At 54.9% G+C, this 15,854-nt stretch carries 10 protein-coding genes, 1 tRNA gene and 2 pseudogenes; all 13 read left to right on the top strand.

All coding sequences use genetic code 11. The features are described from left to right. Positions 1-89: 89 nt before the first annotated feature. Positions 90-165: transfer RNA gene (locus M1B34_RS33240), tRNA-Trp, on the top strand. Positions 166-210: 45 nt separating this feature from the next. Further along, the gene (gene secE / locus M1B34_RS33235; RefSeq protein ID WP_268261993.1) at positions 211-579 is read left to right on the top strand and encodes a preprotein translocase subunit SecE; all 369 of its coding nucleotides are present in this window, start codon (positions 211-213) and stop codon (positions 577-579) included. A gap of 9 nt (positions 580-588) precedes the next feature. Continuing rightward, positions 589-1,122 carry a transcription termination/antitermination protein NusG gene (gene nusG, locus M1B34_RS33230; RefSeq protein WP_003317113.1) on the top strand — a complete coding sequence of 178 codons (534 nt, stop codon included), beginning with the start codon at positions 589-591 and terminating at the stop codon, positions 1,120-1,122. Positions 1,123-1,240: 118 nt separating this feature from the next. Continuing rightward, positions 1,241-1,672: a 50S ribosomal protein L11 gene (gene rplK / locus M1B34_RS33225; RefSeq protein ID WP_003176435.1), complete on the top strand. Its 432-nt coding sequence runs from the start codon at positions 1,241-1,243 to the stop codon at positions 1,670-1,672. Continuing rightward, entirely contained in the window at positions 1,672-2,367 is a 696-nt protein-coding gene (gene rplA / locus M1B34_RS33220; protein WP_003232403.1) for a 50S ribosomal protein L1, read from the top strand. The genes rplK and rplA overlap by 1 nt, the downstream gene beginning before the upstream one ends. Before the next feature lie 198 nt (positions 2,368-2,565). Then, positions 2,566-3,066, top strand: a complete 501-nt coding sequence (gene rplJ, locus M1B34_RS33215; protein WP_108096540.1) for a 50S ribosomal protein L10 — start codon at positions 2,566-2,568, stop codon at positions 3,064-3,066. A gap of 79 nt (positions 3,067-3,145) precedes the next feature. Further along, positions 3,146-3,511, top strand: a complete 366-nt coding sequence (rplL, locus tag M1B34_RS33210) for a 50S ribosomal protein L7/L12 (protein ID WP_123336136.1) — start codon at positions 3,146-3,148, stop codon at positions 3,509-3,511. Between the two features lie 219 nt (positions 3,512-3,730). Then, positions 3,731-7,803: pseudogene (gene rpoB / locus M1B34_RS33205) on the top strand (DNA-directed RNA polymerase subunit beta). A 64-nt stretch (positions 7,804-7,867) separates the two neighbouring features. Then, positions 7,868-12,066: pseudogene (rpoC, locus tag M1B34_RS33200) on the top strand (DNA-directed RNA polymerase subunit beta'). 216 nt (positions 12,067-12,282) lie between these two features. Continuing rightward, positions 12,283-12,654 carry a 30S ribosomal protein S12 gene (gene rpsL / locus M1B34_RS33195; RefSeq protein WP_003186084.1) on the top strand — a complete coding sequence of 124 codons (372 nt, stop codon included), beginning with the start codon at positions 12,283-12,285 and terminating at the stop codon, positions 12,652-12,654. Positions 12,655-12,766: 112 nt separating this feature from the next. Further along, positions 12,767-13,237 carry a 30S ribosomal protein S7 gene (gene rpsG, locus M1B34_RS33190; protein ID WP_003186074.1) on the top strand — a complete coding sequence of 157 codons (471 nt, stop codon included), beginning with the start codon at positions 12,767-12,769 and terminating at the stop codon, positions 13,235-13,237. Between the two features lie 30 nt (positions 13,238-13,267). After that, a complete protein-coding gene (fusA, locus tag M1B34_RS33185) occupies positions 13,268-15,373 on the top strand; it encodes an elongation factor G (protein WP_123336144.1) in 2,106 nt (701 codons plus the stop codon). A 30-nt stretch (positions 15,374-15,403) separates the two neighbouring features. Continuing rightward, positions 15,404-15,854 (top strand): GTP-binding protein (locus tag M1B34_RS33180; RefSeq protein WP_268267385.1); only part of this gene is annotated, 451 nt, incomplete at its 3' end.

The following is a 15,854-nucleotide window of genomic DNA, read 5'->3' as shown; positions in this document are numbered from 1 at the left end:
GCGCTGGCGTCGTAGTCAAAGTCATCGAGTAAGTTCTTGATATATCTCCATCAGGCCGGCATAATGGTCGGCCTTGATTTTTGTTTTTTAGGTCAGTAGCTCAATTGGCAGAGCGACGGTCTCCAAAACCGTAGGTTGGGGGTTCGATTCCCTCCTGACCTGCCAGATTCACTCGGTGTATCTGGCTTTCTTTTCACAGGATCTTCATAGATGACTCCTAAGGCTGAAGCTCAAGGCTCTCGCTTCGATATGCTCAAGTGGCTTGTAGTAGTTGCTTTGGTTGTCGTTGGCGTTGTTGGCAATCAGTATTATTCTGCTTCGCCGATCCTGTACCGCGTGCTTGCGCTTCTTGCTATTGCTGCAGTTGCTGCCTTTGTGGGTTTGCAGACTGCCAAGGGTAAGTCGTTCTTTGTGCTGGTTAAGGAAGCTCGTACCGAGATCCGTAAAGTCGTATGGCCAACTCGTCAAGAAACCACGCAGACCACGCTGATTGTTGTGGCTGTTGTATTGGTTATGGCGTTGCTGTTGTGGGGGCTTGACTCCCTGCTCGGCTGGCTTGTTTCCTTGATTGTCGGCTAAGGGTGTCCCGTGGCTAAGCGTTGGTACGTTGTGCATGCTTACTCGGGTTACGAGAAGCATGTGATGCGCTCTTTGGTTGAGCGTGTAAAGCTGGCTGGCATGGAAGATGGCTTCGGCGAAATTCTGGTTCCCACTGAAGAAGTGGTTGAAATGCGTAATGGCCAGAAGCGCAAAAGCGAGCGTAAGTTTTTTCCAGGCTATGTGCTGGTGCAAATGGACATGAATGAGGGTACTTGGCACTTGGTCAAGGATACTCCGCGTGTCATGGGTTTCATTGGTGGTACTGCTGATAAGCCTGCACCTATTACCGATAAAGAGGCGGAAGCAATTCTGCGTCGTGTCGCTGATGGTAGTGACAAGCCTAAGCCTAAGACTCTCTTTGAGCCAGGCGAGGTTGTTCGCGTTACGGACGGTCCATTTGCCGACTTTAACGGTACTGTTGAAGAAGTTAACTACGAAAAGAGTCGCATCCAAGTGGCTGTGCTCATTTTCGGTCGCTCTACTCCGGTAGAGCTAGAGTTCAGTCAGGTCGAGAAGGCATAACTGAACGAGAATCCCATACCCCGCAGCCTCAGGCTGTGGGGTTTTTTCGTCACTGGGATAAACGCGCAAGTAACCGGGGAGCCTTTCTAGGCGCTAGAACCCGTAATTGGAGTGCCTCATGGCTAAGAAAATTACTGCTTACATCAAGCTGCAAGTGAAGGCCGCACAGGCCAACCCAAGTCCACCTGTTGGTCCAGCTCTGGGTCAGCACGGCGTGAACATCATGGAGTTCTGCAAAGCGTTCAACGCCCGTACTCAGGGTCTTGAGCCAGGTCTGCCGACTCCTGTGATCATCACTGTCTACAGTGATCGCAGCTTTACTTTCGAAACTAAGAGCACCCCGGCTTCGGTTCTGCTGAAGAAGGCTGCTGGCCTGACCAGCGGTTCCGCTCGTCCGAACACCGTTAAGGTCGGCACCGTTACCCGTGCTCAGCTGGAAGAAATCGCGAAAACCAAAAACGCGGATCTGACTGCAGCTGATATGGATGCAGCCGTGCGTACTATCGCCGGTTCTGCTCGTAGCATGGGCCTTAACGTGGAGGGTGTGTAATGGCTAAGCTGACCAAGCGCCAAAAGGCTATCGCCGGCAAAATTGAAGCAGGCAAGGCCTACAACTTTGTAGACGCTGCTGCTCTGCTGACCGAGCTGTCGACTGTCAAGTTCAGCGAGTCTGTAGACGTTGCTGTGAACCTGGGTGTTGACCCACGTAAGTCCGACCAGGTCGTTCGTAGCGCTACTGTGCTGCCACACGGTACTGGCAAGACTGTACGTGTTGCTGTGTTCACTCAGGGTCCAGCTGCTGAAGCTGCTCTGGCTGCCGGCGCTGATCGCGTAGGTATGGACGACCTGGCTGCCGAAATGAAAGGCGGCGACCTGAACTATGACGTAGTGATTGCATCCCCGGATGCAATGCGCGTTGTGGGTCAGTTGGGTCAGATCCTCGGTCCACGCGGCCTGATGCCTAACCCTAAAGTCGGCACCGTAACTCCAGACGTAGCTACCGCGGTTAAAAACGCCAAGGCTGGTCAGGTTCGTTATCGCACCGACAAAAACGGCATCATCCACACTTCCGTTGGCAAGGTCGGCTTTGATGCCGTCAAGCTGAAGGAAAACGTTGAAGCCCTGATCGCTGATTTGAAGCGTATCAAGCCTGCTTCTTCGAAAGGCATCTACGTCAAGCGCGTTACCCTGAGCACCACTATGGGCCCAGGTCTGGTCATCGACCAAGGCTCGCTGGACGTATAAGACACAGACTGGCGCAAGCAATTGCGCCAGTTGAAAGATTGGGGTCCCTGCCTGGCGGGGGCTATCCAAGACCGTAGGCGACGTAAGTCTTAAACCACAAGCCTACGCAGATGGTGCTCCCGGTTCCTTACCGAATCAGACACCAAAACGACATCCGGCCTCGGTTGGATGAAACGGTAACAAGCAGGAGTTAAACCCGTGGCAATTAAACTCGAAGACAAGAAGGCCATCGTCGCTGAAGTCAACGAGGCTGCCAAAGTAGCTCTGTCCGCTGTCGTGGCTGATGCCCGTGGTGTGACAGTAGGCGCTATGACCGGACTCCGTAAAGAGGCCCGTGAAGCTGGCGTTTACGTACGTGTTGTACGTAACACCCTGCTGAAGCGCGCTGTTGCTGGCACTCAATATGACGTGCTCAACGACGTGTTCACTGGCCCGACCCTGGTTGCATTCTCTAACGAACATCCTGGCGCTGCCGCCCGTTTGTTCAAGGAATTCGCCAAAGGTCAGGATAAGTTCGAGATCAAGGCAGCTGCGTTCGAGGGCAAGTTCCTCGCAGCTAATCAGATCGACGTACTGGCAAGCCTGCCGACCCGTGACGAAGCAATTTCTCAGCTGATGAGCGTGATTCAAGGCGCAACCAGCAAATTGGCTCGTACTCTGGCGGCTCTTCGCGACCAGAAAGAAGCTGCAGCAGCCTAAGGCTCAGCAACCTCTTTTGCGTTTATTGTTTATTTCGATGGCCGCGTAGGCTGTCACCCCAATACAGGAATTTATAGTCATGTCTCTGACTAACGACCAAATCATCGAAGCAATCGGCGAAAAATCCGTTCTGGAAATCGTTGAGCTGATCAAGGCCATGGAAGAGAAGTTCGGCGTTTCCGCTGCTGCTGCTTCCGCTGGTCCAGCTGTTGCTGCTGCCGTTGTTGAAGAACAAACTGAATTCAACGTCATGCTGACCGAAGCTGGCGAGAAGAAAGTTAACGTGATCAAGGCTGTACGTGAACTGACTGGTCTGGGCCTGAAAGAAGCCAAGGCTGTAGTTGACGGCGCTCCTGCCATGGTTCTGGAAGCTGTAGCTAAAGAAGCAGCTGACAAAGCCAAAGCAGCTCTGGAAGAAGCAGGCGCTAAAGTCGAGCTGAAGTAAGCATCGACTTTGCGTCTCCAGCCCAAGCGTTAAGCGAAGGCTGATGGCTGGTGGCTCTTGCCACCGGCCTTTTTCCGTTATTGGCGGCCGACTGGGTCGGCGCCTTTAACGTGCTGTAACCACCCTGTGCGGTGGAGCAAACCAAAGGGTTTGCACGATTTTCTGGCTGCTCCCGTCGGGAGGGGCCAAATAAGCAGGTGACCAAGCTGGGGAACGCTGATGGCTTACTCATATACTGAGAAAAAACGTATCCGCAAGGACTTTAGCAAGTTGCCGGACGTCATGGATGTGCCGTACCTCCTGGCCATCCAGCTGGATTCGTATCGTGAATTCTTGCAAGCGGGAGCGACTAAAGATCAGTTCCGCGACGTTGGCCTGCATGCGGCCTTCAAATCCGTTTTCCCGATCATCAGCTACTCCGGCAATGCTGCGTTGGAGTATGTCGGTTATCGTCTGGGCGAACCGGCGTTTGATGTCAAAGAATGCGTGCTGCGCGGTGTAACTTACGCCGTACCTTTGCGGGTAAAAGTTCGTCTGATCATTTTCGACAAAGAATCGTCGAACAAAGCGATCAAGGACATCAAAGAGCAAGAAGTCTACATGGGTGAAATCCCCCTGATGACTGAGAACGGTACCTTCGTAATCAACGGTACCGAGCGTGTAATCGTTTCCCAGCTGCACCGTTCCCCTGGCGTTTTCTTCGACCACGACCGTGGCAAGACGCACAGCTCCGGTAAGCTGTTGTACTCCGCGCGGATCATTCCTTACCGTGGTTCGTGGTTGGACTTCGAGTTCGACCCGAAAGACTGCGTATTCGTGCGTATCGACCGTCGTCGCAAGCTGCCTGCATCGGTACTGCTGCGTGCGCTGGGCTACACCACTGAAGAAGTGCTGGACGCGTTCTATACCACCAACGTATTCCACGTGAAGGGCGAGACCCTGAGCCTGGAGTTGGTGCCTCAGCGTCTGCGTGGTGAGATCGCCGTCCTGGATATCCTGGATGACAAAGGCAAGGTTATTGTCGAGCAAGGTCGTCGTATCACTGCTCGTCATATCAACCAGCTGGAGAAGGCCGGGATCAAGGAGCTGGATGTACCTCTGGACTACGTCCTGGGTCGCACCACCGCCAAGGCCATCGTGCACCCGGCAACCGGCGAAATCCTGGCAGAGTGCAACACCGAGCTGAACACTGAAATCTTGGCGAAAATCGCCAAGGCCCAAGTCGTTCGCATCGAGACTCTGTACACCAACGATATCGACTGCGGTCCGTTCGTCTCCGACACTCTGAAGATCGACTCCACCAGCAACCAGCTGGAAGCCCTGGTCGAGATCTATCGCATGATGCGTCCTGGCGAGCCGCCAACCAAAGACGCTGCAGAGACCCTGTTCAATAACCTGTTCTTCAGCCCTGAGCGCTATGACCTGTCTGCGGTCGGCCGGATGAAGTTCAACCGTCGTATCGGTCGTACCGAGATCGAAGGTTCGGGTGTGTTGTGCAAAGAAGATATCGTCGCAGTCCTGAAGACTCTGGTCGATATCCGTAACGGCAAAGGCATCGTCGATGACATCGACCACCTGGGTAACCGTCGTGTTCGCTGCGTAGGCGAGATGGCCGAGAACCAGTTCCGCGTTGGCCTGGTGCGTGTAGAGCGCGCGGTCAAAGAGCGTCTGTCGATGGCTGAAAGCGAAGGCCTGATGCCGCAAGACCTGATCAACGCCAAGCCAGTGGCTGCGGCGGTGAAAGAGTTCTTCGGTTCCAGCCAGCTGTCGCAGTTCATGGACCAGAACAACCCGCTGTCCGAGATCACCCACAAGCGTCGTGTGTCCGCACTCGGTCCGGGCGGTCTGACTCGTGAGCGTGCAGGCTTTGAAGTTCGTGACGTACACCCGACTCACTACGGTCGTGTATGCCCGATTGAAACGCCGGAAGGTCCGAACATTGGTCTGATCAACTCCTTGGCTGCTTATGCTCGCACCAACCAATACGGCTTCCTCGAGAGCCCGTACCGTGTGGTGAAAGACGCGCTGGTAACCGATGAGATCGTCTTCCTGTCCGCTATCGAAGAGGCCGATCACGTGATCGCCCAGGCTTCGGCGACCATGAACGACAAAGGTCATCTGATCGATGAGCTGGTAGCTGTTCGTCACTTGAACGAATTCACCGTCAAGGCGCCAGAAGACGTCACCTTGATGGACGTTTCGCCGAAACAGGTAGTTTCGGTTGCTGCGTCGCTGATTCCGTTCCTCGAGCACGACGACGCCAACCGTGCGTTGATGGGTTCGAACATGCAGCGTCAGGCTGTACCGACTCTGCGCGCTGACAAGCCGCTGGTAGGTACCGGCATGGAGCGTAACGTTGCTCGTGACTCCGGCGTTTGCGTCGTGGCTCGTCGTGGCGGTGTGATTGACTCCGTTGATGCCAGCCGTATCGTGGTTCGTGTTGCCGATGATGAAGTTGAAACTGGCGAAGCCGGTGTCGACATCTACAACTTGACCAAATACACCCGCTCGAACCAGAACACCTGCATCAACCAGCGTCCGCTGGTGAGCAAGGGTGATCGGGTTCAACGCAGCGACATCATGGCTGACGGTCCGTCCACCGATATGGGTGAGCTGGCTCTGGGTCAGAACATGCGCATCGCGTTCATGGCATGGAACGGCTTCAACTTCGAAGACTCCATCTGCCTGTCCGAGCGTGTTGTTCAGGAAGACCGTTTCACCACGATCCATATCCAGGAACTGACCTGTGTGGCTCGTGACACCAAACTTGGGCCAGAGGAAATCACTGCGGATATCCCGAACGTGGGTGAAGCCGCACTGAACAAGCTGGACGAAGCCGGTATCGTTTATGTAGGTGCTGAAGTTGGCGCTGGCGACATTCTGGTCGGTAAAGTCACTCCGAAAGGCGAGACTCAACTGACTCCGGAAGAGAAGCTGCTGCGTGCCATCTTCGGTGAAAAAGCCAGCGACGTTAAAGACACTTCCCTGCGTGTGCCTACCGGCACCAAGGGTACTGTCATCGACGTACAGGTCTTCACTCGTGACGGTGTAGAGCGTGATGCTCGTGCTCTGTCCATCGAGAAGAGCCAGCTCGACGAGATTCGTAAGGATCTGAACGAAGAGTTCCGTATCGTTGAAGGCGCAACTTTCGAACGTCTGCGTTCCGCTCTGGTCGGCCACAAAGCCGAAGGCGGCGCCGGCCTGAAGAAAGGTCAGGACATCACCGACGAAGTACTCGACGGTCTTGAGCACGGTCAGTGGTTCAAACTGCGCATGGCTGAAGATGCTCTGAACGAGCAGCTCGAGAAGGCCCAGGCCTACATCGTTGATCGCCGCCGTCTGCTGGACGACAAGTTCGAAGACAAGAAGCGCAAACTGCAGCAGGGCGATGACCTGGCTCCAGGCGTGCTGAAAATCGTCAAGGTTTACCTGGCAATCCGTCGCCGCATCCAGCCGGGCGACAAGATGGCCGGTCGTCACGGTAACAAAGGTGTGGTCTCCGTGATCATGCCGGTTGAAGACATGCCGCACGATGCCAATGGCACTCCGGTCGACGTCGTCCTCAACCCGTTGGGCGTACCTTCGCGTATGAACGTTGGTCAGATTCTCGAAACTCACCTGGGCCTCGCGGCCAAAGGTCTGGGCGAGAAGATCAACCGCATGATCGAAGAGCAGCGTAAGGTTGCAGAACTGCGTACTTTCCTGGACGAGATCTACAACCAGATCGGCGGTCGTAACGAAGATCTGGATAGCTTCTCTGACCAGGAAATCCTGGATCTGGCGAAAAACCTGCGCGGCGGCGTACCGATGGCCACTCCGGTGTTCGACGGTGCCAAGGAAAGCGAAATCAAGGCCATGCTGAAACTGGCGGACCTGCCAGAAAGCGGCCAGATGCAACTGACCGACGGCCGTACCGGCAACAAGTTCGAGCGTCCAGTTACCGTTGGCTACATGTACATGCTGAAACTGAACCACTTGGTAGACGACAAGATGCACGCTCGTTCTACCGGTTCTTACAGCCTGGTTACTCAGCAGCCGCTGGGTGGTAAGGCGCAGTTCGGTGGTCAGCGTTTCGGGGAGATGGAGGTCTGGGCACTGGAAGCATACGGTGCTGCATACACTCTGCAAGAAATGCTCACAGTGAAGTCGGACGATGTGAACGGTCGTACCAAGATGTACAAAAACATCGTGGACGGCGATCACCGTATGGAGCCGGCATGCCCGAGTCCTTCAACGTGTTGATCAAAGAAATTCGTTCCCTCGGCATCGATATCGATCTGGAAACCGAATAACACGTGACGCGAATCGAGAGCGGGGCAGGATTGCCCGCTCTCTGCTCCGCCAGGAGGAAAGGCCTTGAAAGACCTACTGAATTTGCTGAAAAACCAGGGTCAAGTCGAAGAGTTCGACGCCATCCGTATCGGATTGGCATCGCCTGAGATGATCCGTTCGTGGTCGTTCGGTGAAGTTAAAAAGCCGGAAACCATCAACTACCGTACGTTCAAACCTGAGCGTGACGGCCTGTTCTGCGCCAAGATCTTTGGCCCGGTAAAGGATTACGAGTGCCTGTGCGGTAAGTACAAGCGCTTGAAGCATCGCGGCGTGATCTGCGAGAAGTGCGGCGTTGAAGTTGCACTGGCCAAGGTTCGTCGTGAGCGCATGGCGCACATCGAACTGGCTTCGCCGGTTGCCCACATCTGGTTCCTGAAGTCTCTGCCGTCCCGTATCGGCTTGCTGATGGACATGACCTTGCGTGATATCGAACGTGTTCTCTACTTCGAGAGCTATGTCGTTATCGATCCAGGCATGACCACTCTTGAAAAAGGTCAGTTGCTGAACGACGAGCAGTATTTCGAAGCGCTGGAAGAGTTCGGTGATGACTTCGATGCCCGTATGGGCGCCGAGGCCGTTCGCGAGCTGCTGCACGCTATCGACCTGGAGCACGAGATTGGCCGTCTGCGTGAAGAGATTCCGCAAACCAACTCGGAAACCAAGATCAAGAAGCTGTCCAAGCGTCTGAAGTTGATGGAAGCCTTCCAAGGTTCCGGCAACCTGCCAGAGTGGATGGTGCTGACCGTGCTGCCGGTTCTGCCGCCAGACCTGCGTCCATTGGTTCCGCTGGATGGCGGTCGCTTCGCGACTTCCGACCTCAACGATCTGTATCGTCGAGTGATCAACCGTAACAACCGTTTGAAGCGCCTGCTGGATCTGTCCGCTCCGGACATCATCGTGCGCAACGAAAAGCGTATGTTGCAGGAAGCTGTCGACGCATTGCTCGACAACGGTCGTCGTGGCCGCGCTATCACGGGTTCCAACAAGCGTCCTCTGAAATCCCTGGCTGACATGATCAAGGGTAAACAAGGTCGTTTCCGTCAGAACTTGCTCGGTAAGCGTGTTGACTACTCCGGTCGTTCGGTAATTACCGTAGGTCCGACCCTGCGTCTGCACCAGTGCGGTCTGCCGAAGAAGATGGCTCTCGAGCTGTTCAAACCGTTCATTTTCGGCAAACTGGAAATGCGCGGTCTTGCGACCACTATCAAAGCGGCCAAGAAAATGGTCGAGCGCGAACTGCCAGAGGTTTGGGACGTTCTCGCTGAAGTGATTCGCGAACACCCGGTCCTTCTCAACCGTGCACCGACCCTTCACCGTCTGGGTATCCAGGCGTTTGAACCGGTACTGATCGAAGGTAAGGCTATCCAGCTGCACCCTCTGGTCTGTGCTGCGTACAACGCCGACTTCGACGGCGACCAAATGGCCGTGCACGTACCGCTGACGCTGGAAGCCCAGTTGGAAGCGCGTGCGTTGATGATGTCGACCAACAACATTCTGTCGCCAGCCAACGGTGAGCCAATCATCGTTCCTTCGCAGGACGTTGTATTGGGTCTGTACTACATGACGCGTGAAGCGATCAACGCCAAGGGCGAAGGTCGTATTTTTGCTGACCTGCAGGAAGTCGACCGCGTATTCCGCGCCGGCGAAGCTGCACTGCACGCCAAGATCAAGGTTCGTATCAACGAAACCGTTAATGATCGTGATGGTGGCAGCGTGAGCGGCACCCGTATTGTCGACACGACTGTCGGCCGTGCGCTGCTGTTCCAGGTTGTGCCTAAAGGCCTGTCCTTCGACGTCGTCAACTTGCCGATGAAGAAGAAAGCGATTTCCAAGCTGATCAACCAGTGCTACCGCGTAGTGGGTCTGAAAGAGACCGTGATCTTCGCTGACCAGTTGATGTACACCGGTTTCGCTTACTCGACCATCTCCGGCGTTTCCATCGGTGTTAACGACTTCGTTATCCCAGATGAGAAAGCTCGCATCATGGTGCTGCCACCGACGAAGTGAAAGAGATCGAAAGTCAGTACGCCTCCGGCCTGGTAACCCAGGGCGAGAAGTACAACAAAGTGATCGACCTTTGGTCGAAAGCGAACGACGAAGTCTCCAAAGCGATGATGGCCAACCTCTCGAAAGAGAAAGTCATCGACCGTCACGGCGACGAAGTCGAGCAAGAATCCTTCAACTCGATGTACATGATGGCCGATTCGGGCGCACGGGGTTCTGCTGCGCAGATCCGTCAGCTCGCCGGTATGCGTGGCCTGATGGCTAAGCCGGACGGTTCCATCATTGAAACGCCGATTACTGCGAACTTCCGTGAAGGTCTGAGCGTACTCCAGTACTTCATCTCGACTCACGGTGCTCGTAAAGGTCTGGCGGATACCGCGTTGAAAACTGCGAACTCGGGTTACCTGACTCGTCGTCTGGTAGACGTAGCGCAGGATCTGGTTGTAACCGAGATCGATTGCGGCACCGAACATGGTCTGCTGATGACTCCGCACATTGAAGGCGGTGACGTTGTAGAGCCATTGGGTGAGCGCGTATTGGGTCGTGTTATCGCCCGTGACGTATTCAAGCCGGGTACCGAGGACGTGATCGTTCCTGCAGGTACCCTGGTCGATGAGAAGTGGGTTGAATTCATCGAGCTGAACAGCATCGACGAAGTGATCGTGCGTTCGCCGATCAGCTGCGAAACCCGCTATGGCATCTGCGCCAAGTGCTACGGCCGTGACTTGGCTCGTGGTCACCAGGTGAACATCGGTGAAGCGGTCGGCGTTATCGCTGCCCAGTCCATCGGTGAGCCGGGTACCCAGCTGACCATGCGTACGTTCCACATCGGTGGTGCGGCAAGCCGGACCTCCGCGGCCGACAGTGTTCAGGTGAAGAATGGCGGTACCGTCCGTCTGCACAACCTGAAGCACGTTGAGCGAGTGGATGGCCACCTGGTTGCTGTGTCTCGTTCGGGTGAGCTGGCTATCGCTGATGACTTCGGTCGTGAACGCGAGCGTTACAAGCTGCCGTACGGTGCTGTGATTTCGGTTAAAGAGGGTGACAAGGTCGACGCTGGCGCAATCGTGGCCAAGTGGGATCCGCACACTCACCCAATCGTTACCGAAATGAAAGGTACCGTGACCTACGTGGGCATGGAAGAAGGCATCACGATCAAGCGTCAGACTGACGAATTGACCGGTATGACCAACATTGAAGTTCTCGACGCGAAAGATCGTCCAGCTGCCGGTAAAGACATTCGTCCTGCCGTGAAGATGGTCGACGACAACGGCAAGGATCTGTTGCTGCCAGGCACTGACGTTATCGCTCAGTACTTCCTGCCAGCCAACGCCCTGGTCGGTGTAGCGGATGGTGCGAAGATCGCGATCGGTGATGTTATCGCTCGTATCCCGCAAGAAACTTCGAAGACCCGTGACATCACCGGTGGTCTGCCGCGTGTTGCCGACTTGTTCGAAGCTCGTCGTCCGAAAGAAGCGTCGATTCTGGCTGAGGTCAGCGGCACCATCGCATTCGGTAAAGAGACCAAGGGCAAGCGCCGTCTGGTTATCACCCCGAACGATGGTACGGATCCGTACGAAGAGCTGATTCCGAAGTGGCGTCACCTGAACGTCTTCGAAGGCGAACAGGTAAACCGCGGCGAAGTTATCTCCGACGGCCCGAGCGATCCACACGACATCCTGCGTCTGTTGGGTGTGAGTGCGCTGGCCAAGTACATCGTTAACGAGATCCAGGACGTTTACCGCCTGCAAGGCGTGAAAATCAACGATAAGCACATCGAGACCATCCTGCGTCAGATGCTGCGTAAAGTTGAAATCGCTGAATCCGGCGATTCGAGTTTCATCAAGGGCGACCAGATGGAACTGACTCACGTGCTGGTAGAGAACGAGCGTCTGGGCGCGGAAGACAAGTTTGTCTCCAAGTTCACTCGCGTGTTGTTGGGTATCACCAAGGCGTCGTTGTCCACTGAGTCGTTCATCTCGGCGGCCTCCTTCCAGGAGACCACTCGAGTACTGACCGAAGCAGCGGTAACCGGCAAGCGCGATTACCTGCGCGGTCTGAAAGAAAACGTGGTCGTGGGTCGTCTGATCCCGGCTGGTACCGGTTTGGCCTACCACAGCGAGCGCAAGCGTCGCCGTGATGCAGACAAGCCGCTGCGCGTAAGCGCCAGTGAAGTGGAAGCTGCACTGACCGAAGCGCTGAACTCTAGCGGTAACTGAGTTCTGCGATAAATAAGTCCGGGCCCTGGCAGCCCCATTCGTCGGATCGAGGCAATTTTGCCTCGGTTCGATGAGAGGGGAGGTCGGGGCCTTGCCTTGACTGGGGGCAAGATCCTCTTTAGACTCTTGTACCCCTAAATTTGGCGGGAATTCGTTCCTGCCATTTTGCTTTTCTTGCAAGACAATAGCGTCGCAAGACAACAGTGGAGCTAGTAGATGGCAACTATCAACCAGCTGGTACGTCAGCCGCGTAAGCGTATCGTCGAGAAATCCGACGTGCCTGCGCTGCAGAACTGCCCGCAACGTCGTGGCGTATGCACTCGCGTGTATACCACTACGCCGAAAAAACCTAACTCGGCACTGCGTAAAGTATGCCGTGTGCGCCTGACCAACGGTTTCGAGGTTTCCTCGTACATCGGCGGTGAAGGCCACAACCTGCAAGAGCACAGCGTGGTACTGATCCGCGGCGGTCGTGTAAAAGACTTGCCAGGTGTTCGTTACCACACCGTTCGCGGCTCCCTGGATACCTCCGGCGTTAAAGGTCGTAACCAAGGTCGTTCGAAGTACGGTACCAAGCGTCCGAAGTAATCGGTCGTTTTGCAGTTATTAATTTTATTGAGTCGATAAGAGTAAGGTCGGGCACACAATCCTTTGGATTGACTGTCCCGGGCTAACCTGAAGACCGTTTGAGGGCTTATCAATGCCAAGACGTCGCGTAGCAGCCAAGCGTGAGATTCTGGACGATCCGAAATACGGAAGCCAGATTCTCGCCAAGTTCATGAACCACGTAATGGAAAGCGGCAAGAAAGCCGTTGCCGAGCGTATCGTTTATGGCGCGCTGGACAAAGTTAAAGAGCGCAAGAACAGCGATCCCCTGGAAATCTTCGAGAAAGCTCTCGACGCCATCGCTCCGCTGGTCGAAGTGAAGTCGCGCCGTGTAGGCGGTGCTACTTACCAGGTTCCGGTCGAAGTTCGCCCGTCCCGTCGTAACGCGCTGGCAATGCGCTGGTTGGTAGACTTCGCGCGCAAGCGTGGCGAAAAGTCTATGGCCCTGCGTTTGGCTGGCGAACTGTTGGACGCCGCCGAAGGCAAAGGTGCTGCAGTTAAGAAGCGTGAAGACGTGCACCGTATGGCTGAAGCCAACAAGGCTTTCTCGCACTACCGCTTCTAATTTTAGCGTCACTCAATTTGCGAGGGCTTTATGGCTCGTACTACACCGATTAGCCGCTACCGTAACATTGGTATCGTTGCTCACGTGGATGCTGGTAAAACCACCACCACCGAGCGCGTCCTTTTTTACACTGGCAAAAGTCACAAAATGGGCGAGGTGCATGATGGCGCCGCGACCACAGACTGGATGGTGCAGGAGCAGGAGCGTGGTATTACCATTACTTCTGCTGCTATCACCGCCTTCTGGAAAGGTTCTGAGAAGCAGTACAAAGACGAGCACCGCTTCAACGTAATCGATACCCCGGGCCACGTAGACTTCACCATTGAAGTTGAGCGTTCCTTGCGTGTACTCGACGGCGCTGTCGTTGTGTTCTGCGGTACCTCGGGTGTTGAGCCTCAGTCGGAAACCGTATGGCGTCAAGCCAACAAGTACGGCGTTCCACGTCTTGTTTATGTAAACAAGATGGACCGTGCTGGTGCCAACTTCCTGCGCGTGATCGGTCAGATCAAGCAGCGTCTGGGTCATACTCCGGTGCCGATTCAATTGGCTATCGGTTCCGAAGACAACTTCCAGGGTCAGATCGATCTGATCAACATGGAAGCTGTTTACTGGAATGATTCTGACAAAGGTATGGTTCCTGTTCGTAAGCCTATCCCTGCTGAATTGCAGGAGCTGGCTGACGAATGGCGCAACAACATGGTTGAGGCTGCTGCCGAGGCCAATGAAGAACTGATGAACAAGTACCTCGAAGGTGAAGAGCTCACCAACGCGGAAATCAAGGCTGCTCTGCGTCAGCGTACTATTGCTGGTGAGATCGTCTTGGCTGTTTGTGGTTCTTCCTTCAAGAACAAGGGTGTTCCCCTGGTTCTCGACGCCGTTATCGACTTCCTGCCTGCTCCAACCGACATTCCTGCTATCAAGGGTTCCAACCCTGATAACGAGGAAGAAGAGATGGAGCGTCATGCTGACGACAGCGAGCCGTTCTCGGCTTTGGCGTTCAAGATCGCAACCGACCCATTCGTGGGTACCCTGACCTTCGTCCGTGTTTATTCGGGCGTTTTGGCCTCCGGCGACGGCGTGATCAACTCGGTCAAGGGCAAGAAAGAGCGTGTGGGTCGTATGGTGCAAATGCACGCAAACGCCCGCGAAGAGATCAAGGAAGTACGCGCTGGTGACATCGCGGCCCTGATCGGCATGAAGGACGTCACCACTGGTGAGACCTTGTGCGACGCTGCTAAGCCAATCATTCTGGTTCGCATGGACTTCCCGGAGCCGGTTATTTCGGTTGCCGTAGAGCCTAAGACTAAGGATGACCAGGAAAAAATGGGTATCGCTCTGGGCAAGCTTGCTCAGGAAGATCCATCTTTCCGCGTCAAGACTGATGAAGAGACTGGTCAAACGATCATCTCTGGCATGGGCGAGCTTCACCTGGACATCCTGGTTGACCGGATGCGCCGTGAATTCAACGTCGAAGCCAACATCGGTAAGCCTCAGGTTTCCTATCGTGAGCGCATCACGAAGAACTGTGAAATCGAAGGCAAGTTTGTTCGTCAGTCCGGCGGTCGTGGTCAGTTCGGTCACTGCTGGATTCGTTTTGCTCCTGCTGACGAAGGTCAGGAAGGTCTGCAATTCGTGAACGAAGTAGTCGGTGGTGTTGTTCCTAAGGAATACATCCCAGCTATCCAGAAGGGTATCGAAGAGCAGATGAAGAACGGTGTTGTTGCCGGCTATCCGCTGATCGGCCTGAAGGCTACCGTGTTCGATGGTTCTTACCACGACGTCGACTCCAACGAGATGGCGTTTAAAGTGGCTGCTTCCATGGCAACCAAGCAACTGGCCCAGAAGGGCGGTGGTGAGTTGCTGGAGCCGATCATGGCGGTAGAGGTTGTTACCCCTGAAGACTATATGGGCGACGTGATGGGTGACCTTAACCGTCGTCGCGGCATGATCTTGGGTATGGAAGACACGGTCTCCGGCAAAGTGATTCGCGCCGAAGTTCCGCTGGGTGAGATGTTCGGTTATGCGACCGACGTCCGTTCCATGTCTCAGGGTCGCGCAAGCTACTCTATGGAATTCAAAAAATACAATACAGCTCCGTCGCACATCGTCGAATCTGTAACCAAAAAACAAGGCTGATTCAGCCCTTTAGGCAAGGAGTTAATTGTCGTGGCTAAAGAAAAATTTGAACGTAACAAACCGCACGTCAACGTTGGCACTATCGGTCACGTTGACCACGGTAAAACCACTCTGACTGCTGCTCTGACCCGCGTCTGCTCCGAAGTTTTCGGTTCGGCCAAGGTTGACTTCGACAAGATCGACAGCGCCCCAGAAGAAAAAGCTCGCGGTATCACCATCAACACCGCTCACGTTGAATACGATTCGGCCGTGCGTCACTACGCACACGTTGACTGCCCAGGTCACGCCGACTACGTAAAAAACATGATCACCGGTGCTGCTCAGATGGATGGCGCAATCCTGGTTTGCTCGGCCGCTGATGGTCCGATGCCACAAACCCGTGAGCACATCCTGCTGTCCCGTCAGGTAGGTGTTCCGTACATCGTTGTCTTCCTGAACAAGGCTGACATGGTTGACGACGCAGAGCTGCTGGAACTGGTTG

The organism is Pseudomonas morbosilactucae (assembly GCF_023241715.1).
Classification (GTDB): domain Bacteria; phylum Pseudomonadota; class Gammaproteobacteria; order Pseudomonadales; family Pseudomonadaceae; genus Aquipseudomonas; species Aquipseudomonas morbosilactucae.
This window is presented reverse-complemented; position numbering and strand designations above follow the sequence as displayed.